Here is a 19615-nt window from a genome sequence, read left to right as displayed (position 1 = left end):
CTCCTGATAAATCCAACATTATTTAAGTTGATACTATGAGCGTTGCAAACCCAACCCAGAGGCGGAGCATTTGGAAAAGTCAGCCATTTAAGGGGCTGTTTTTTATTGCTGTAATTGCTGTCATTAGCTATATTTTTGAACTCATCTTTGGTCAAGTTATTCAGCTGAATGTGGGAACAAAGTTGACTTACATCACGATATGCTTCGTCTGGTGGTGGCATCTAGGTTTTTCCCTCAATGGCTATCCAGGTTCTCGCTTTTCTTCCACCCGATTTGGACGAGGAACAGTGAATTTATTAGTGCTGTTGGCGCTAGTTTACATAACTGGAGAAATTTGGAAAATCATCTCTGCAAAAGCAATTCTCACTGATACAGCTGTTGGCTTGTGGGGACAAACAGCAATCATTGTAGCCGCCGCCAGTTTGTTCTTCTTTGACAATACGATTGTCACCACCGAAAAAGTACGCAACTGGCATCCAGTGAGCGGCTTTCTCAATATCTTTTTTGCCATCTTCTTTATTGCCCCTGCCCTCACTTTTTGCCGCAAATGTGGGGACTTCAACCATTTTACATTCCTTGGTATTGGTATCCTTGTTCGACAGTATTCGGCAGTTTCTTTGAACGTTGGCCTTTGAACAAATTGGAACTAGGAATGCCACGTTTGGGGTTACTTCATACAGGTATTATTTTTTTACTCACTCTGATTACAGAATTATTCCTCAAACAACTAGGACTGGATTTATTTACAACAACGACAGGGTCAACCTTTGCAGCAATTTGGACAACTGTTGGTTTAGGATTTGTTTGGCAATTTAATATGTGGCCTTTCACAGAGTTGTCACAGCCCACAAAAGGCATAGTTGCATCTGTTGCTAGTTTAATAATTTCGGTCTTGTTGTACCTGCTGACAGTATATCTGATAGGTCAGGAAAATATTATCCAAGGGCTTTACTGGTGGTTTAATATCCTTTGGGTGCAAGTATTTTTAATGGCTCCAGGATTATACGACGGAATTAGCCTTTGGCAGGATGTGCTGCCACTAGTTGAAGAACAACCCCTGAGCTTGAATCGTGAAGGACGTTAGAATAATTCGTAATTCGTAATTCGTAATTATATTGTTAACTACGAATTAAAAATTAGTAATTTGGCTTTCATTTCTGCATTTGTTATCTCATGCAGAGGCGCAGAGAAGAATATAGAAGTGCTATCTAAATAAATGAAAACATTCTCAAATTTTACTCTCTGCGTCTGTGCGTTAAGCAAATTCATATTCTCAATCAGCAACGCATTTGTAACGTTGCTGAGATGATTCAAAACGTGAAGGTTGTCCTGAGAGTGCCAATTACCGCATCTTGATTGTCATTGTTTTGAGCAGGAGCCGTAATCCAAATTACGCCAGGGGTGATAGCAATGTTATCTGTAAGCTGATACTTGTAAAAGCCTTCAATATGTAAGGATAAATCATTTGCAGGTTCAGGATTACCACCTCGATAAGGTTCTGCACCCACAAGAACGCCACCAAGGTTGCCTTGTTTCCCTAAATCTGGGAATGCCAATCCTAAAGCATAGTACCAAATATCTGCACTACCACTACCTGCCAGATTCTTGGCGTTAGTGTAGCCAAAGAACCCATTGACTGCAAATCGAGGATTAAATTTATAGAAAGCTTCTACTCCGTAGGAGTTGGTAATCGTCCGCTCAAATGGAGTATTGGCTTGAGCTGTTCCGACTAGTGTAAAACCACTACCCAGGTCAAATATTCCTCCCCGATTTTGGTAAGCATTTACATAAGTCAAACCAATGCCAGAGTTACTGTTGGGGTTCCATGCTATTTGTCCAAATGCGCTATATTGACCATTAAAAAAACCGCTATCTGGCTGAGGATTGGCATGGTCTCCTGCTAAGTAAGCCAAGCTCAATACCAATTGGTCACTTAATCGATAATTGAATCCGCCACCTGCACCACCACCAATACGATAGATAGGACTAGAGGAAGCAAATTCTGTCAAAGCGCGACGGCCTCCTGTGGCACTATCCAAATAGGGACTCTGAGTCGGAACAAAATCAAAATATACTCCGTTAACGGCTCCTATATAAGCATCAATTTTGCTACCAACTGGGAAATAGTAAGAGAGCCAATCTACGGCCAGGTTGTTGTTACTAGGAGCAAGATTGAAGGTTTGCAAACCTTCAGCTGAACCACCAGGAAGCTGCAAAATATTAGTATTTCCAGTACTTAGACGAGTATATAGAGAGTCTTTACCTGTAAAGCTAGTTTTGAATACGAGGCGAACTCTATCTTGAAAAACTGTGTTATCACTATTAACTGAGCCTTGGAAGGCATTCGTAATCACAAAGATGGCTTCGGTAGAAAGCTTTGTAGTTGTGGAAAACTGATTTGCTTCTAGTTCCGCAGTTCTAGCTTCTAAATTATCAACGCGACCCCGTAGAGTTGCTAGTTCAGCACTAAATTCTTCTTGCAGTCTTTGTAGGGTAGTTAAGTCTTGTTTGGTAACTAAGTCAGATGTAGCTGTTGCAATTAGCTCGTTGATCCGAGATAAACAAGCATTTAAGCCTGCTGCAAATTCATAGCGAGTGATGGCGCGGTTTCCCCGATAAGTACTATTTGGATAGCCCGCAATACATCCATAACGCTCAACTAAAGACTGGAGTGCAATAAACGCCCAATCAGTTGGCTGTACATCTGAAAACTGAGATACAGAAGTTACCTGAGACATACTATTTGTCTGTTGGACATTTGCATCAGTATTGATTGCAGGAATTTTAGGTGTTTGTGTTATGGTTGTTACCGAAGAATTGTTTCTAAAATTGGTGATGCTTGCGGTGGGCTGCGCGATCGCAATTGGTATATTTGTTTGAGTCTCAATCCTAGCCACTAAATTCCTGTCTTCAGCATGGGCTGATGTACTGGCTAGCAAAGTAGCCCCCAAAACCATCGATTCTATGAATAAATTATGAAATGAACGATTGAACATTTCTACCACTCCTCATATTTTTGGTTTGAAAAATTTAGTGAAAGCCATCACACATTTCAGTGACTTGTCAAGCTAAAAAATCATGACTAGCCCTGATAATGTGGAATTAATTTAACACTCGAAATTTTTCACTAATATTGCTAAACTTTGAGAGATAACCAGATATATCAGTTAATTTCTGGTATTTCTATCTGCATATTTCAGTGTAGAAAAAACTTGTTCTCACACAAATAGATTTCTTGCACAAGCTAATCTATTTCCCAAAATAATATCTATCTGGAAAAACATTGTGATTTTACAGAATAATCAGATTTTCTCGGCAATTAACCACAAGATACTATAGATGTATCAAGTTTAAGTAGATTTTTGCCTTTAAATTAATAATATTGCATATATATTCTATAAAGACAAGTAGAGTAGAAAAAATATTTTCAATTATGATTTGGCTTTCTTCTCGATAAAATATTTTTTATGTTGCATTAACAACTTAGATAATTTAGCAAGATTTATTTTATTTTAGCTTGCTTTGTTAGTTAGGATATGCAATACTGTTTTTATAGTAAAGTAGTTTTGTAAAACTATTTCAAATTAAAAATTTTCAGTCACAAGTATAGTTACTTCTCACAATAAGGTTAGTAGGAGAAGTGGTAAAGTATGCAATTAATCGAAACGAAAGAGTCTCAAAATTATCTCGCTCTAGCTAAGTCTTTAGCACAGGAATTTGCCCAGACTGCTGTCGAGCGGGATGCTAAAGGGGGAACGCCAAAGCACGAACGCGATCGCTTGCGCCAAAGTAACTTACTGAAACTGATCGTACCCACAGAGTACGGTGGTTTAGGGCAAAGCTGGATTACCGTTCTGCAAATTAGCCGCGAGTTTGCTAAGGTGGATAGTTCCATTGCTCACGTCTTTTCTTACCACCATTTAGGCGTAGTAATTCCGCATATCTTTGGATCGGCAGAGCAAAAACAGCAATATTACTCAGAAACTATTCACAATAATTGGTTTTGGTGCAATGCCCTCAACCCTTTAGATAAAAGAGCGACTCTGACACCGGAAAATGATTATTTTCGTCTCAACGGGATTAAAAGCTTTTGCTCTGGCTCTCAAGACTCGGATATATTGCCGATCGGTGCTATTCATCAAAAAACTGGTGAATTGAATATTTTGGTAATTCCTACCCAACGGCAAGGGGTTACTGTTCATGATGATTGGGATAATATCGGGCAACGTCAAACAGATAGTGGTAGTGTTACTTTTGAAAATGTGTTGGTGTACCCTGACGAAATTCTTGGTAGTAGAGACAAACCCAGTCAACCCTTCAACACTATTCGCGCCTGCTTAACTCAATTGAATCTTGCTAATATCTACTTGGGAATTGCCCAAGGAGCATTTGAAGCTGCTAAAGCATATACTGCCATTAATACAAAACCTTGGCTGACATCAGGTGTAGAAAGTGCAACCCAAGATCCTTACATCCTCCAGCACTATGGCAAAATATGGGTTGAACTCCAAGCAGCTAAGAGCTTGACTGAGCAAGCAGGAGAATTATTACAAGCGGCTTGGGAAAAAGAATGGTCACTCACCGCCGAACAACGTGGGGAATGTGCGCTTTGCGTCGCTACTGCCAAAGTTGCAGCGACTAGAGTCGGTTTAGACATTACCAACCGCATTTTTGAAGTTATGGGCGCACGCGCTACTACGGCAAAGTACGGCTTTGATCGCTATTGGCGTAATCTCCGCACGTTCACTCTCCACGATCCGGTAGATTACAAAATTCAAGAGATCGGAAATTGGGCGTTAAACGATCAACTACCAAAACCTAACTTTTATTCATAGTTATAGGGTTATTAGTGTAGATAATTGGTCTTTCAAGACGCGATAAATCGCGTCTCTAAATTAGGGTTTTAAGCTTATCTGATAGGATATCTTCTGCCAGCTTGGCGTAAGCATAGCTGTTTTTGCGTAGGCGTAGCCCTTCGTAGACATCGCGCTCAATGAAATTCAGCCAAATATGAGCGGCTTGTTCATAATTTTTCACTTCTTCGGCAGATGTTGCTTTTGTTCCAACTCCTCTACCGTTTGTGCCACAATGATTTGAGGAATTAAAGCCAAACCTAAACTCAACAATAACGGCAATATTTTCAGGTTTACTATAGATTTTCAGCTTAAAATAACTAAGTCAATCTTCAAACTAAGCTTAATCTCAGTATTTAAGTTTGTAACCCGTAAAACTTACCATACTGGGTAAATCAGGCAAAAATATGGCTCCGAAAATTCCTGTCACAGTAATCACAGGCTTCTTAGGTAGTGGAAAAACCAGCCTAATTCGCCACCTGCTACAAAATAACCAAGGACGTCGCATTGCCGTTTTAGTCAATGAATTTGGCGAACTCGGTATTGATGGCGAATTGTTAAAATCTTGTCAAATTTGCCCCGAAGATGGTGAGGGTGACACTAATATCTTTGAATTAACCAACGGCTGCTTATGCTGCACCGTGCAGGAAGAGTTTTACCCGACGATGCAAGAGTTAATCAAACGGCGGGATAGCATCGACTGCATTTTGATTGAAACCTCTGGTTTAGCTTTACCAAAACCACTGGTGAAGGCTTTTCGCTGGCAAGAAATTCGTAATGCCGCCACTGTAGACGCGGTGATTACCGTGGTAGATTGTGCGGCGGTTGCAGCCGGGACATTTGCTAGCGATCCAGAGGCGATCGCAGCCCAGCGACAAGCAGATGATAATCTAGAACACGAAACACCTTTGCAAGAACTGTTTGAAGACCAACTTGCTTGTGCATACTTGGTAGTGTTGAATAAAATTGACTTAGTAGATGCAAAGACAAAAGCCAGAGTTGAGGAATTGATTAAGCAAGAGTTGCCCAGAGTGGTGAAGATTGTCGAGAGCGACCGTTCTCAACTAGACGCATCTATATTATTAGGATTCCAAGCCGCAGTCGAAGACAATCTAGATTCTCGTCCTAGTCATCACGATACTGAAGAAGACCACAATCACGATGAAGAAATTACTTCAGCTAATTTAATTTTGGATCGTACTTTTGATCCAGAAAAGCCGCAACAGCAGTTGCAAACATTGGTACAACAACAAGAAATTTACCGGATTAAAGGCTTTGTTGCAGTGCCAAATAAATCCATGCGCTTAGTGATGCAAGGTGTGGGAAACCGATTTGATAAATTTTACGATCGCCCCTGGAAACCAGAAGAGGCTAGGCAAACGTGCTTAGTTTTTATCGGGCGTGATTTGAAGTCTTCAGAAATCGAATCGCAACTTATAGCTTTATAAGATAAGTATACCCAGATCCCCTACTTATTTTAAAAGTCAGGGATATATCTCCTGAAGTTAATTCAAAACAAAAAACAATAATAACTTCAAATTCCTAACTACTCGCTTTACACAAATATGACGATTTCTCAACTATTTAACGTTGCCAATCTTTTCGTATTACCATTTTGGGCATTGATGATTTTATTGCCGAACTGGAAAGTCACACGGTGGATAATGTCATCATATCTACCCTTTGTGCTGTTAGCAGGAACATATTTATATTTGTTTATTAACAGCATTACTCCAGAAAATGCTGAAGCTTTATCAAATCCTCAATTAGCTGATATTGCACGGTTTTTTGCAGACGAAACAGCTGCGGCAACAGGTTGGATTCATTTTTTAGTGATGGATTTATTCGTCGGTCGGTGGATTTATTGGGAAGGACAGAAAACAGGTATTTGGACAATTCACTCTCTGGCTCTATCTTTGTTTGCTGGGCCTTTGGGATTACTGTCTCACATCTTGACTGACTGGATTACTAAGACATTTTTTCCAAAGTTTCAGCAGAATGAAGGGGTGACGGTAAGAGAAAAAGCTGCGTCATAATTTGCCACAAAATAGGGGTAACACAGCTGTGCTACCCTACTATTACCAATTACCTGATTTTAAAATCATTAAGCTTTGTCGTGTCTATAGTCGGCATCTAACCAACAGCGCGGTAGAACTTCACCTGAAGGAAAAACGAGATTTTCTTTTTTAAAAGTCTCAGGTTGCTGTTCTTCTTGACCTTCTTGGTCTTTTCCTTTAACAACATCAGTATTCGGGTCAAGTAATTCCTGAATTTCAAGAATTTTTACCAATTCGCCACTATCTTTGACTTGTAAAAGCATAGAAATTGCCTCAATGAGTTTGCATGGAAGTTCAAAGCGAGTCTCAAGAAAGATAAGCTCGCTCAAATCTTAACTGATTTTGAACGCGGAGATTCCTTAATTATTAAAGGAAATTTTTATTAGATATCGACAGATCAATTACACAAGATTTATTTCTGTGTATCTGTAAAGTTAATTTTTATAAAATGACACAGCAAATACATACCTAATCCCGAAGCTAAAATTGAATCAGGGAATGCTGATTAATAAAATTCTCCGACTAAGATAATTTTAGTTTTAGCGATTAGAAATTACGTTGATATTTTTCCAAAATATCTACTAAAGTGACCTGGCATTGCAGGGGTAGTAAATCGATTAAAGGAACTTCACGTTTACCGCCGCCAATTTTTATTGGAATCGATCCCAAAACTTGTAAAACTCGGTCTTCATTTACAGCGTTGGAAGTAATTAAGGGATACAGTTGCTCGGCAACAACTGTATGCAGTTTGGCATTTGATAAATAAAGATGCCATTTGGCAACGTCTATGTAGACATTTTCGCCAATTTCAGCTGCTAGGGCTTCTAGTAGTTCTGTGGTGTTAGTCTTAGCCATAAAAATAACCCTATTTTAAGAAAAAGTGCGAAATCTCAGGCTTTTTTACATTATTGCTCAATTAACAGCCTAATCCTACTACCAGAGGTTACAATCGCCCCAGCATGAGTAATCCATCTTCAGGTGGATTTTGGTGGAGTTTCGGTGTAGTTAGCGATCGCACTAATATAAATCAGATGCACCAACAATATTCCTGTCCAACTAGCAGTCAACAAAGGCAGCCAGTCCCAGGTAGTGCTTTTCAAGATGTGAAAAAACCATAAACCAGAATTAATCGTAGCAGCGATCGCTACATGCATGGCAAAATTCATCCGGTCATCAATCTTGCGGTAATCAGGGTCTTTGCGATCGGGTTTGCGAGGCCAACGAGGAGGCATAAATATTTGTTACAGATTTAAATACACTTACTCATTCTAAGGTTTTTGGGGCAGCCATTGCGATTAGACTTCTAGAAGCAGTCATAATTGAATTGCAAGTCAAGTGCAGTTGGGTTAAATCCTATGACTATCTTTGGGCAAATAGACTCCGATCTGCTTTATCCCGATAGTGACGGCAAACCAATGGCAGAAAATACAGAACAGTATCGTTGGATTGTCTTAATTAAAGAGAATTTGGAGATTCTGTTTGCTAATAATGACAATGTTTTAATTGTAGGCGATTTACTTTGGTATCCTGTCCGTTCCCAGCTGATTACACCGACTGCACCTGATGTAATGGTTGTCTTTGGTAGACCAAAAGGCAAACGTCGTTCCTATCGTCAGTGGCAAGAAGACAATATTTCACCGCAAGTAGTCTTCGAGATTCTCTCCCCAAGTAACGATGCCAAGGAAATGGATCGGAAGTTAGAGTTTTACGATACTTATGGGGTTGAAGAATATTATTTATACGACCCTGAAAGTTTTCAACTAGATGGCTGGTTGCGGCAAAACAACCATTTGAATAAGCTATGGCAAATGGATAATTGGGTCAGTCCCCGTTTGGAAATTAGATTTGAGACTGGGCAAGGAGAGTTAGTAATTTACCGTTTAGATGGACAGAGATTTTTGAACTCCCTGGAACTCAATCAACGGGCAGAACGGGCTGAGTTCTTATTAGAACAAGAACGCCAACGCGCCGAACAAGAACGTCAACGCGCCGAACAGTTGGCAGCATACTTACGTAATCTCGGCATTGATCCTGACAACCTGCCGTGACTGGGGAGATGAAGAAGGAAATAGGGTACAGATTATTCTCTATTACGTGTCACCTAATATGCCCAATAGCTTATTGCTCTGACGGCGAATAATCTCCTGATTTCCCCCCACTCTTACTTATTAAACGAATTGATTCGATTTGAATCGACTTTTCTAAAGCTTTTGCCATATCGTATAAAGTCAGCGCAGCTACAGAAACGGCAGTTAAAGCTTCCATCTCTACACCGGTTTCAGCTTTGGTTTTGACTGTGGCTTGAATCTGATAACCCGGTAGTTGGGAATCGGGTATGATTTCGACTGCGATTTTTTGCAAAGGCAACGGATGACACAGAGGAATTAAAGTGGCTGTTTGCTTGGCTGCCATAATTCCAGCCAATCTTGCAGTTGCCAACACATCCCCTTTTGGGACATTTCCAGCTTGAATGGCAGCGAAGGTGGCTGGCAGCATCCGCACATTGGCAGCGGCTACTGCTTGGCGGATGGTGGGTGCTTTATCAGACACATCTACCATCTGTGCCTGTCCTTGGCGATCTAGATGGGTTAAGTTGGCAAAATTAGATGGAATATCTTGCGCCATTTGGTTAAAACGTGTTAATATAGATTGTCGGTGGGGGCGTGTAGCTCAGTGGACTAGAGCACGTGGCTACGGACCACGGTGTCGGGGGTTCGAATCCCTCCTCGCCCGTTTTTAAAAAGTTAAGAGTTGAAAGTTAGGAGTGATGAGTTAAATTTCATCACTCCTAACTTTTAAGTTTTTCAAGGCGTAGGCATCTGGAGCTAGACCTAATGCAAAGCGCAGTGAGTTGGATAAGTTTTTGCTCGAACTGGTGAGGAAAAGGATAAGTGCAAGAGAAGTAATCGCAGCACCGTAGCCAAACATATCGCGGTAGCCGACAAGTTCTGCGATAATACCCAGAAGAGGAGCAGCGATCGCAACCCCCAGGTCAAGTCCAGCTATACTTATAGCAAAAATTTTCCCCCGTTCTTGCGGCAGTGAACGGTCTGCCATCATGGTAATCATCATCGAGAACAGTGTACCACCACCAGCACCTTCAGCGATCGCAGCCAGTAAGAAAACGATGGCGCTGTTAGCCTGCCACAGCAGTATTAACGCCAAAACGTAGCAAAAAATACTAAAGGTAATAAACAAACCCCGCCCGCAGCGATCGCTTGCCTTACCAATAAATATCCTGATCCCAAAACTAGAAATTGCCGCAGCTGTAAAAAACAGACCGCCATTGAAGTCCACCTCAGTGGATTTGAGAAACAATGCCACAAAAGTATGTACAGCACCAAGAGACAAACCAACCAGCAACATAACTAAAGTTGGAACTCTCACCCGTGGACTAGCCAAAATTTGCCAAAATTTGCGATCTTCTCCCTGAGTTTGCTCCTGCCTTTGCACTGGCGGATTCGTAACTTGTACAATCCCCAAGAGGGCGACAAAACCCAATTCTGCGGATAACAGAAATAATATTCCGTAACCACTTGTAGCTTCTAAATAGCCTCCCAAGGCAGGGCCAATTGCTAAACCAATAGGAGTTGCAAGGCTCATGTACCCAATGATTTCACCACGAGTTTGGTCGGGTGCTAAATCTGCGACTAAGGCACTGTAGCCAGTGCTAAAAGCAGCAATACTAATGCCGTGAAAAATCCGTACCAGGATCAATAGCCCAATAGATCGGGTTGCCAAGTAACCAAAAGGTGCGATCGCAGCTACGATCGTACCAATCAACAAAACAATTTTGCGACTGCGTTCATCGGCTAATCTTCCCACCATCGGGCGAGATAGCAATAAGCCAATAGCGAAACTGCCCATGACAATCCCAATTTCTTGCTTGCTTGCGCCCACATCATCAATGTAAAGCGGTAGGGTTGGTAAAAGCGAAGATATGCTTGACCAGAATAATAAACCTGCCGTAAATAAAATTAGCAGGTTGCGCCGCAGTTCGGCGTCAAAGGTATTAAATGCTTTCAAGGTAGATGCAATTTAATTGGTTTTTTGTTATTTGTTATTTGTCATTTGTCATTTGTCCTTTGTATAGAGTCAACCAAATATTTACTCTTAATTATTTACTAATGACCAATGACCAATGCCCAATGACTACTATTGTTACGTTACTTAACATTTTTTGCTACCACCTCTCGCACGCGATAGATAGGCCTTCCTTGGGATTCATGGTATGTACGCATGAGCAATTCTCCTAAAAGTCCAAAGCAAAATAACTGCACTCCTGTTACTAACAAGAGAACTGCTAAAATCAGCAAGGGGCGATTGCCAATGTCCTCATGGAAAGCAAATTTGACGAAAGTCAAGTAAATTCCGATCGCAGTCCCCGAAAACATTGAAATTAAGCCCAACAGCCCAAAAACGTGCATCGGACGGGTGAGGAATTTTTTCATAAACAGAATGGTTAACAAATCCATCAATACCCGGAATGTCCGCCAAATTCCATATTTACTGCGGCCAAAGCGGCGGGCGTGATGACGTACAGGTATTTCAGTAATTCTAGCTCCTTCAATGTACGCCAAAGCAGGTAAAAATCGGTGTAATTCTCCGTAGAGATTCATATCTGCCAATAGTTCTGAACGATAGGCTTTCAGCGAACAACCATAGTCATGAATATTCACGCTAGTGGTGCGGCGAATTAGCCAATTGGCAATTTTGGAAGGAAGTAACCGATTTACAGCCCCATCTTGGCGTTTTTGCCGCCAACCACTCACCAAATCGTAACCTTCGTCCAGCTTTGCTAATAACATGGGGATATCAACTGGATCATTCTGGAGATCGGCATCTAAAGTGACAATCGCTTTACCGACTGCATAATAAAATCCAGCAGCCATCGCCGCAGTTTGTCCGTAGTTGCGACGCAAAATCACCGCCTTTAAATCAGTGCGGATTTGCGCTTCTTTCTTGAGAAATTCTCCAGAACCATCTGTAGAACCATCATCCACACAAATGATTTCATAATTTACTTGACTAGAGGATAAAGTAGAGGCGATCGCTTCTAGTAAAAGCGGCAAACTCTCCACCTCGTCATGTATTGGTACTACCACCGAAACATCTGGGACAATTGCAGAAATCGCCCCATTTTCCCCAATCACCCCTTGGTCAACTAACCCACTCCTCATAAGCCTCAGCGTCCTCAGCGTCTCTGTGGTTCGTAACTCTTAAAAACTCTACCAGCACCTCGCAGCTGCTGATAGTACGACTGACTAACCGCATCTCCCTGTTCCGAGAGAATATCAATTCCGATCCCATTGCGTCCCTGTTCTTTGCCAGAACTATGGATATAATAACCATCCGCCAAATAAAGCCCGACATGGGTGGCTTTTTGGCTAGTTCCAAAAAATACCAGATCCCCGGCTACTAATTCTGCAATCGTAATTGGTTGAGTGAATCCTTCCTGTTGATAGGCATCTCTAGGTAGCCAAATACCCACAGAAGCAAACGCCGCCTGTATTAACCCAGAACAGTCATAATTTGGCCCAAGCGTACCACCCCAAAGATAATAATTTGATTGTTGCATCGCTTTTTGGGTAAAGGCGATAATCTCTACTAGAAGTTTTTTAATCTCCAATTCAGAAAATGTTGCAGCCTGATAAGGTACAGTAGCAGATTGTAATGAATCAAAATCTGAAACAGATACCCATCCCGGATAGTCATCTTCACATAAATACACCTCTACCGCTAAATTTTGATGATTTGATGTTACCCACAAATGTCTCCCAGATGCAGCTTGAGTTGCTAAACGCGTACATTCAGGAGAATCATATAAATTCAGGTCAGCTAAACACTGATACTCCCCTGATTTTGGATTTTGGATTTTGGATTTTAGATTAAAGGACATTATCAGAGAATGATTTTTTTTAATAAAGACGAACAACTCGAAAATCTTGGGTTAGGCATTTTAGATGCAACTTGGGCAGCATTTGGGAGTTTAGCACGTAACCAAATTGCCCTGACTTGGGTTGTTTACGATCCACCAGTGCGAGTAAATACTGGTGGGGCGCTGACTCCCAACGCTTTTTGGGATCACCCTGTTCGTGGTTTTACTTATCGCGGTGTTGAGCGGATTTATCCTGCCAGTGTAGTCAAGCTATTTTACCTAGTGGCGGTAAACGAATGGCTAGAAAAAGGCATGAGTCAAACCTCCAAGGAGTTGGAGCGAGCTTTGCGGGATATGATTGTCGATTCTGGTAATGATGCTACCAGCTTTGTTGTGGATATTTTGAGTGGCACTACCTCAGGGCCACAATTACCAACCGGGCCCTTTGAAACCTGGAAATATCAGCGTAATATTGTTAACCGCTATTATCAATCTTTAGGTTGGGAAGAATTGGAAACGATTAACGTCTGTCAAAAAACTTGGAGTGATGGCCCTTATGGACGAGAACGGGCATTTGTGGGAGAGTTACTGGAAAATCGCAATATGTTGACCACAAATGCGATCGCTCGGTTACTGCATAGTATTGTCGGTGGAGTGGCGGTTTCAAGTGCGCGATCGCAAGCCATGATGGCTTTACTGAAACGGACTCTCAACGATTTGCCCACTGACAGAGACGAAGATCAGGTAACAGGTTTTTTAGGCGGTGGACTCCCTAAAAATGCTCAAATTTGGTCAAAGGCAGGTTGGACAAGTCAAGTTCACCATGATGCCGCATATATTGAATTACCAGAACAGCGCCCTTACCTCTTAGTGGTATTTACTGAAGGTAAAGCCCAGGCTAAGAGTCGGGATATTTTGCCTTTTATTTCTGGGCGAGTTGCCGAAGCGATCGCTAGTCTATGATCTACTCTGATCGGATCGCAAGAATACCTATTTCTTCCTTAGAGGTGAGACGAAAGGGTTATAGGGTCGCCCTCATCCCCTAACCCCTTCTCCCAACATGGGAGAAGAGGAACTGGAGAATTTGCTCCCCTCTAGCCAAAATTGGGAGAGGGGCTGGGGGTGAGGGCAAAACTTATACAATCTGACACCAATTGACAGTGCTACTTTACTATTTCAACTTAAATTCGTCAAACTTTAATACTTCCGAATCAGGCTTACGAGTATCAAAACGATAACTACTTATCGTACCTGCCCCCGTATCAAAGATACTGAAAACTGTAATATCATTACTCGCAATATAAGGCATCGGTTTTCCATTTTCACCCAGCAAGGGGGCAATTGTTGGTACTATCGGTTCTAACCCGTTGGGATCGCCAAGCTTAACATAATCCTCTTGATATCCAATTGGTACTTCTCGCTTTCTGTCAGCCCAAGCAGCGCCGTAAGTATTGCCCACATTAGATGTTTCTAGAAAGTGCATTCCACTGGAACTAATAAAGCGGTTCCACAAATGAGAATGCCCATAGAATACCAATTGCACATTAGCTGCTTCAAGTATTGGCACAACATCACGGATAATATAATCTGCGTCTTTGGGATACTCGTAACGCACTGCTTTGATATTGTTACCATCACGTTCAATTATCTGTACTGGTTCTGTATAAGCAGGAACTATGTTATCACCCAGAGTGTGGGGCGGATGATGAAACATCACAACTTTGTATTTTGCTTGTTGAAACTCAGGGCTGTTAAGTTCCGACTCTAGCCAATTATATTGCTTGCTGCCTTTAGCAATTGGCTCATAAATAACTTGTCCATAGCCCCAATTTTCAGGATTATTTAAATCCTTTTCTGCTTCTAGATATCTACCCTTATGCTTTCTGGTTAAACTGGGAGTCCGCCACATACTCGTAATGTACAGTACCACCAAACGCACGTCACCAAAACTGACTGCATAATACCTTTTTTCACCTTCTTTACTTTTTGGTAAAGAGAAAATTTCTTCATAGGTATTAGTATTAAAAGAATTATCGATTAAAGATTTATTTGGGTAGATTTTTTGAGCAACCACACGGGGAATTGTATCATCAAATTCATCATTTAAACTTCCCATTCTGGCAAAGCGCCCCATCACCTCATGATTGCCAATGCAAGTAAACATCGGTGCATGTTGAATTATTTGTCCACCAGTATAGGTTGTCTTAACACCATCGTGCGTCATTTCATATTTAGCACGACCTTGTAAACCGGGAAACAACGCACCACCAATATTATCATCAAACCATTCTGAGGCGCGATCGCTAACATTGACCAAATCACCGGCAAACCACACGCCATCAACCCGTCCTACTGTTTCTACCACCTTTTGCAGATTTGCTGCTGTCATCGGTTTTAATTGATGATCTGAGGTAAGTAGAATTTTCAGTGGTGTATCTGATTTGGGAGTAGCCGCGAGGGTAAAAACATCACTGTCAACACTCTCGCCGTCTTTTCGCACACTCGTGACACGATAGTTAACCCGCATACCAGGAGTTAACCCAGTTACCTCAGCCTCATGTCGCCAAATGTCCCGTTGGACAGGTTTTTGATAAACTTGTCCGTCTTTGGTTTGGTTTGCAACTCTTGAGTGTTGGTCTTCACGCGTGCGACTGAGTTTGATAGTATTTGCCTTAGCAGTTTGTTTGAGATTTTCGCCGTAGGTTACTGTGTGATTAACACCAGCAAATTCAGTAAACCAAACTACTCGTACTGAAGTTTCAGTTGGCAATTGCAAAAATGGGTCAGTGAGTAATTGGGGTGCTGATGTCATAATTGTTTGCCCAAATGAACGCACACTTACCAGAGTAAAGCATATAACAAGTACAAGTATAGCCACCAAGGAAATTTTACGGCTGCGTAAGCGTTTGAGCATGAGTAACATACTAAATTTTTCGGGTATTGACCGATTGAACGTATTTTATTATTACTTCTTTCCCACTATAGGAATCATATTTGATTTCTGAAATAAGCTACGAGATAATACGGAGGGATATATCTGTCTAACAGCGAACAATGATATACCAGGATCATGAAGCACAATCAGAGCAAGCCCATTGATTGCAAAGTTTTAATATCTGCTTGCAAATTTTCTATATCGTAGTTGATGCAAATTCCCGGTTTTGCCAATTCATCTTGAAACAATTATCCGAACTTGATATTATGGTTTGATACACACCTTGAACATTGCATTACGCTCAAAGGATTGGGGTGCTTCTGAGTCAAGCAACTATAAAATTGAACTAAGTGTATCACAAGAATGTGAGCAGTTCTGCTATGAAGACGTTGGCTAAATGGTCTGTAGACGACTATCATCGCATGGTTGAGGCGGGCATTCTGCATGGTCGTCATCTGGAATTACTAGCAGGCGAAATTGTTGAGATGAGTCCAGAAACCCCGATTCATTACACCACAGCAAAACGAGGTGCAAAATATTTAGAAGAGTTGCTCTCAAGTAGAGCTGATGTTCGTTTCAATGGGCCCATTACACTATCCAACTCGGAACCCGAACCTGATATTGCAATTGTTCGACTTCCAGAATCATCCTATAAGGATCGCCATCCTACTCCTCAAGATATCTTTTGGATTGTGGAAGTTGCCAAGACAAGCTTAAATAAAGACTTAGATATCAAGGCTGCGATTTATGCAACGGCTGCGATTCAGGAATATTGGATTTTAGACTTATCTAGCAAGCAGGTGATTGTATTAAGCAACCCTCAAGATGGAAAATACCTTGAAGAACATACTACTGGGGAAGGAATAATTACACCACTAGCTTTCCCAGACGTTTCAGTTTTTGTTAACAGGCTTTTTTTATAAGGCAAATTACATCCTAAACCTTTTCTATTTCTATATATATTTATGACAAATTGAGTAAATAGGCGGAGACTTCTGGTATATATTCAGAACACTAGAAAAACTCTGTTCTCTCCTAAAGGTATACTGATTCTTTGTCCCAAAAAAGAAGAACCAATATATTTACTGACTTGTACTGAAAGTGACTTCCACGGCATTGATAATAATGCATTGGGTTCGCGGGTATTAGACATTATTAAATTTTCAGATGAGGTAGTTATTAGTCATAACAACTTTAATCCAGGAGAAATTAAATCAATATTTTATGAGTTCGATAATTTGATATTTGTTCTCTATAGTTTGAAGACAGATAGGTTTGATGATGTTTACTTAGTGCTAGTAAATACAAAGGAAAAAGATATTGGGTCGTTTAATGCTAATCGCGGTCGAGTTCGCGCACAAATGGTAGTTGCTATCAAGAACTCTGGGCTATTTACCTAGTGCAGGACAAGTCTTAGGTCTGTACTTGGACTGCGCCAGGTCTACGACGGGCTATTCGGCATCGCTCAAATTTATACTTCTATGCAACGCCAGTTTTTTCATTGTTTTAGAATCTTAGCTGTAACTTGCGGTTTTCCGATCGCCCTTTGGGTTGACTTGTGACTCTTGACTCCTGCCCAAACAGTAAGTGGCTGCCCAACTTGCTTATACAGTAAACTCTCCAGAATTACACCATTATTGTTGGCGGTAAGAGTTTTATTCGGCTGATGCAGAGACTCATAAAAGCCGTTGTACCAGCCTTCTTTAGACTTAAGGTTGGCTTGAACGAAATCAAATAACTGGCGGGTATAAGCAGTGTTATAAAGTACATGCCAGCCGATCGCAGCTTTGGCACTGAGGAATCGCAAATTGTTGTACTGTTCTCTGGTATCTGCGATGGTTGCCCAAGGTTCTCCGTTAACAAATAAGCTACTGTAAACAAAGTATGGCGGGCGATCTAAGTTGTCTTCGGTGACGGCGGTTAATTGTTTTGTGGCTTCATAACGTGCTGCTTGAGCAGCTAAAATCCGATCGGCATAAGTTTTAGGCAAAGCTTGAAACCCAGTCTCGATACCATCTAAGATATAGGGTTCACTAAGAACGTAGTTATTGGCTCCAGAGTTTTTATAGTCCCGTTTGTCGTAAGGAATTCCCTGTCCGTAAAGATCGACAAAGGCAGTATGAGACTGATAATCTAAAGCTTTGTTAACATCCAAGCCCCAAAGCTTCAGACCATAAGCAGCATAATTCTCATAGCCCAAACGACCTTCTTGATTGTACTGTTCTTTGCCTTTGATGACAGCAGTACCGTACATTTGGCCATTTGTGGTCAAACGCTTAACTTGCCAGTGTTTCCAAACTGCTGCTGTTTGCGATCGCATTTCTGGATACTTTGCCTCGACAATCTTTAACCAGATTGCCATTCTTCCTAAATCAATGGCTGACCAACCAATTTCTTCCCGTTTTTCTAGTTGACCATAATTAACGGGTACGAGTGTTTTCGCATTGTAAACTTTGTTCGGTAGTTCTCCTTTGTACAAAGGCATTGATGCTAATGTATTCAACATTTTGCTCATTTTGGCTTTAAATTCAGCCGCAGGCACGATATTGAGTTCTCTAGCACTGACTAAGGCTGCGATCGCTGCTGTCTGATCCCACATACTTATAGAGGCAAAGCCATCAACGGAATTTATCAAGCCAGTTTCATCGTTCCAGTTGCGCTGGAAGTATGACCAAGCCTGACGGGCCGTTGTCATTTCTTCTGGGGTTAGTTTTCCAACTCCAGGAGCAGTATAGGGAATTATGGCTACTGTTAGTTGGTTCTTAGGAATGGGTTGACCTGGCAAAACTACGGATTTAGCATCAAGACTGGCAACTATTTCAGCTTCTTTCGCACCAGAGACAGGAGGTTGGGTTTTCTGTGGTTGGGAAGTAGTTGGTGATATTGATGATATTTCCGGTTTTTTTATAGAAGTCTGGGAAAGTTGCTTAGACCAACCATTTAAAATAGCGATCGCGATCGCAGCAGTAAGCACTCCTCCTACAGAAGCTAGTATGGACAAGCTCTTAGGTGGTGGTTGAAAATCAGAACTCATACTGATTAAAGCCTTATTTTGTAAGTCAGGGTTATTTGCGTAGTTTCACCAAATACATTCTTCCCAATTTTGAAATCTAACTAACACCCAGAAGTTCACCCGATGGGAACTATTAAAATTTACATTCCGCCCACTACAATAAAGTAGTCACGCACCCGATCTCTGGAGTTCTAGCAGTGGGCTTATTTGATGATTTGAGTCGGTTTCTAGAAAACCGTTTAGAAGAATTCTTGCGTAACAATCCACATTTGGAGTTAGAGGCGCTGCTAGAACAGCTGCGTGAGCAAGAAGAAGACACATTAAAGCTGATTGCAGATTTAAAATTACAAGAAAAGCGATCGCAAGAAGAAATTCTCTCCACCGCGCAAGAAATTCAGCGTTGGCATATCCGCATTCAAAAAGCCAAAAACGCCAATAGAGAGGATTTGGCGGCGGCGGCGGGTGAGCGAGAAGCAGCCCTGTTGCGCGAAGGAAATCAGCGCTGGGGACACATGCAAGGGCTGAAAGAACGCATTAACCAATCTCAGGAACTACTGCAAAAAATTCAGCAGCGGCGACAGGAAGTGCAAGCTAAAGCCGCTGAAGCACAGACAGTCCGTGCTAAAGCCCAAACCCAGCAGCGTTTTGAAACCAGTGGCTGGTCGAATCAGACTAGCAGTTATTCGAGTGGTTTTGATGACTTAGAAGAGAAGTTCCGTAGCTGGGAAACTCAGGATGAATTAGAACAAATGAAGCGGAATATGCAGAAGTAGCGCCTATTGGCTAAAATACGCCGAAGTAACAAATGAGTACGCCGAAATAACAAATGAGTACGCCGAAATAACAAATGAGTACGCCAAAATAACAAATGAGTACGCC

The 19615-nt window shown here is 41.5% G+C and carries 21 protein-coding genes and 1 tRNA gene; 11 read left to right on the top strand and 11 right to left on the bottom strand.

The window, feature by feature from the left end:
• Positions 1 to 35: 35 nt before the first annotated feature.
• Positions 36 to 635, top strand: coding sequence for a hypothetical protein (locus ACFE93_RS16645; RefSeq protein WP_375474320.1), 600 nt, complete (start codon positions 36 to 38; stop codon positions 633 to 635).
• A gap of 17 nt (positions 636 to 652) precedes the next feature.
• A complete protein-coding gene (locus ACFE93_RS16640) occupies positions 653 to 1084 on the top strand; it encodes a hypothetical protein (RefSeq protein ID WP_375474319.1) in 432 nt (143 codons plus the stop codon).
• A gap of 226 nt (positions 1085 to 1310) precedes the next feature.
• Here ACFE93_RS16640 and ACFE93_RS16635 read toward each other — a convergent pair whose 3' ends face one another.
• A complete protein-coding gene (locus ACFE93_RS16635) occupies positions 1311 to 2996 on the bottom strand; it encodes an iron uptake porin (RefSeq protein ID WP_375474318.1) in 1686 nt (561 codons plus the stop codon).
• A 654-nt stretch (positions 2997 to 3650) separates the two neighbouring features.
• Here ACFE93_RS16635 and ACFE93_RS16630 point away from each other — a divergent pair.
• On the top strand, positions 3651 to 4835 hold the full coding sequence (locus ACFE93_RS16630) for an acyl-CoA dehydrogenase family protein (protein WP_375474317.1): 1185 nt from the start codon (positions 3651 to 3653) through the stop codon (positions 4833 to 4835).
• A gap of 55 nt (positions 4836 to 4890) precedes the next feature.
• On the opposite strand, the gene ACFE93_RS16625 is transcribed toward ACFE93_RS16630, so the two are convergent.
• Positions 4891 to 5037, bottom strand: a complete 147-nt coding sequence (locus tag ACFE93_RS16625; RefSeq protein ID WP_375474316.1) for a hypothetical protein — start codon at positions 5035 to 5037, stop codon at positions 4891 to 4893.
• 223 nt (positions 5038 to 5260) lie between these two features.
• Here ACFE93_RS16625 and cobW point away from each other — a divergent pair, with 223 nt between their 5' ends.
• Together cobW and ACFE93_RS16615 are read left to right on the top strand one after the other, a co-directional pair.
• Entirely contained in the window at positions 5261 to 6301 is a 1041-nt protein-coding gene (gene cobW / locus ACFE93_RS16620) for a cobalamin biosynthesis protein CobW (RefSeq protein ID WP_375474315.1), read from the top strand.
• A gap of 117 nt (positions 6302 to 6418) precedes the next feature.
• The gene (locus ACFE93_RS16615) at positions 6419 to 6889 is read left to right on the top strand and encodes an ABA4-like family protein (RefSeq protein WP_375474314.1); all 471 of its coding nucleotides are present in this window, start codon (positions 6419 to 6421) and stop codon (positions 6887 to 6889) included.
• 68 nt (positions 6890 to 6957) lie between these two features.
• Here ACFE93_RS16615 and ACFE93_RS16610 read toward each other — a convergent pair whose 3' ends face one another.
• The 3 genes from ACFE93_RS16610 to ACFE93_RS16600 all read right to left on the bottom strand — a co-directional run bounded on the left by ACFE93_RS16610 (position 6958) and on the right by ACFE93_RS16600 (position 8142).
• Complete coding sequence (locus tag ACFE93_RS16610) at positions 6958 to 7173, bottom strand: acetyltransferase (RefSeq protein ID WP_375474313.1); 216 nt, start codon at positions 7171 to 7173, stop codon at positions 6958 to 6960.
• A 283-nt stretch (positions 7174 to 7456) separates the two neighbouring features.
• Positions 7457 to 7765 carry a DUF3181 family protein gene (locus tag ACFE93_RS16605; RefSeq protein ID WP_104909101.1) on the bottom strand — a complete coding sequence of 103 codons (309 nt, stop codon included), beginning with the start codon at positions 7763 to 7765 and terminating at the stop codon, positions 7457 to 7459.
• Between the two features lie 119 nt (positions 7766 to 7884).
• Positions 7885 to 8142 carry a hypothetical protein gene (locus tag ACFE93_RS16600; protein ID WP_375474312.1) on the bottom strand — a complete coding sequence of 86 codons (258 nt, stop codon included), beginning with the start codon at positions 8140 to 8142 and terminating at the stop codon, positions 7885 to 7887.
• 123 nt (positions 8143 to 8265) lie between these two features.
• On the opposite strand from ACFE93_RS16600, the gene ACFE93_RS16595 reads away from it, so the two are divergent.
• A complete protein-coding gene (locus tag ACFE93_RS16595) occupies positions 8266 to 8958 on the top strand; it encodes a Uma2 family endonuclease (protein WP_375474311.1) in 693 nt (230 codons plus the stop codon).
• A 70-nt stretch (positions 8959 to 9028) separates the two neighbouring features.
• Here ACFE93_RS16595 and moaC read toward each other — a convergent pair whose 3' ends face one another.
• On the bottom strand, positions 9029 to 9535 hold the full coding sequence (moaC, locus tag ACFE93_RS16590) for a cyclic pyranopterin monophosphate synthase MoaC (protein ID WP_375474310.1): 507 nt from the start codon (positions 9533 to 9535) through the stop codon (positions 9029 to 9031).
• Positions 9536 to 9569: 34 nt separating this feature from the next.
• On the opposite strand from moaC, the gene ACFE93_RS16585 reads away from it, so the two are divergent.
• Positions 9570 to 9643: transfer RNA gene (locus tag ACFE93_RS16585), tRNA-Arg, on the top strand.
• Positions 9644 to 9682: 39 nt separating this feature from the next.
• Here ACFE93_RS16585 and ACFE93_RS16580 read toward each other — a convergent pair.
• The 3 genes from ACFE93_RS16580 to ACFE93_RS16570 form a co-directional block, all read right to left on the bottom strand.
• Positions 9683 to 10936 (bottom strand): MFS transporter, encoded by a 1254-nt coding sequence (locus tag ACFE93_RS16580; protein WP_375474309.1) that lies wholly within the window; start codon positions 10934 to 10936, stop codon positions 9683 to 9685.
• A gap of 140 nt (positions 10937 to 11076) precedes the next feature.
• Positions 11077 to 12090: a glycosyltransferase family 2 protein gene (locus tag ACFE93_RS16575; protein ID WP_375474308.1), complete on the bottom strand. Its 1014-nt coding sequence runs from the start codon at positions 12088 to 12090 to the stop codon at positions 11077 to 11079.
• A gap of 14 nt (positions 12091 to 12104) precedes the next feature.
• Positions 12105 to 12809: an NlpC/P60 family protein gene (locus ACFE93_RS16570; RefSeq protein WP_375474307.1), complete on the bottom strand. Its 705-nt coding sequence runs from the start codon at positions 12807 to 12809 to the stop codon at positions 12105 to 12107.
• Positions 12810 to 12818: 9 nt separating this feature from the next.
• Here ACFE93_RS16570 and ACFE93_RS16565 point away from each other — a divergent pair, with 9 nt between their 5' ends.
• The gene (locus ACFE93_RS16565; protein WP_375474306.1) at positions 12819 to 13751 is read left to right on the top strand and encodes a serine hydrolase; all 933 of its coding nucleotides are present in this window, start codon (positions 12819 to 12821) and stop codon (positions 13749 to 13751) included.
• Between the two features lie 208 nt (positions 13752 to 13959).
• Here the strand turns inward: ACFE93_RS16565 and ACFE93_RS16560 are convergent, their stop codons facing one another.
• Positions 13960 to 15600 (bottom strand): metallophosphoesterase, encoded by a 1641-nt coding sequence (locus ACFE93_RS16560; protein ID WP_375474305.1) that lies wholly within the window; start codon positions 15598 to 15600, stop codon positions 13960 to 13962.
• Between the two features lie 503 nt (positions 15601 to 16103).
• Between ACFE93_RS16560 and ACFE93_RS16555 the strand changes: the two genes are divergently transcribed.
• Both ACFE93_RS16555 and ACFE93_RS16550 read left to right on the top strand, forming a co-directional pair.
• Positions 16104 to 16646, top strand: a complete 543-nt coding sequence (locus ACFE93_RS16555; RefSeq protein WP_375474346.1) for a Uma2 family endonuclease — start codon at positions 16104 to 16106, stop codon at positions 16644 to 16646.
• 207 nt (positions 16647 to 16853) lie between these two features.
• Complete coding sequence (locus tag ACFE93_RS16550) at positions 16854 to 17123, top strand: hypothetical protein (protein WP_375474304.1); 270 nt, start codon at positions 16854 to 16856, stop codon at positions 17121 to 17123.
• A gap of 98 nt (positions 17124 to 17221) precedes the next feature.
• Here ACFE93_RS16550 and ACFE93_RS16545 read toward each other — a convergent pair whose 3' ends face one another.
• Entirely contained in the window at positions 17222 to 18757 is a 1536-nt protein-coding gene (locus tag ACFE93_RS16545; RefSeq protein ID WP_375474303.1) for a DUF3131 domain-containing protein, read from the bottom strand.
• 176 nt (positions 18758 to 18933) lie between these two features.
• On the opposite strand from ACFE93_RS16545, the gene ACFE93_RS16540 reads away from it, so the two are divergent.
• Positions 18934 to 19509 carry a TIGR04376 family protein gene (locus tag ACFE93_RS16540; protein ID WP_292775396.1) on the top strand — a complete coding sequence of 192 codons (576 nt, stop codon included), beginning with the start codon at positions 18934 to 18936 and terminating at the stop codon, positions 19507 to 19509.
• Positions 19510 to 19615 lie beyond the last annotated feature (106 nt).

Origin of the sequence: uncultured Nostoc sp. (genome assembly GCF_964247315.1) — a bacterium.
In the GTDB taxonomy this organism is placed as follows: Bacteria; Cyanobacteriota; Cyanobacteriia; order Cyanobacteriales; family Nostocaceae; genus Nostoc.
Note: the sequence above shows the minus strand (reverse complement) of the source record. Positions and strands in the feature narration are given on the sequence as shown.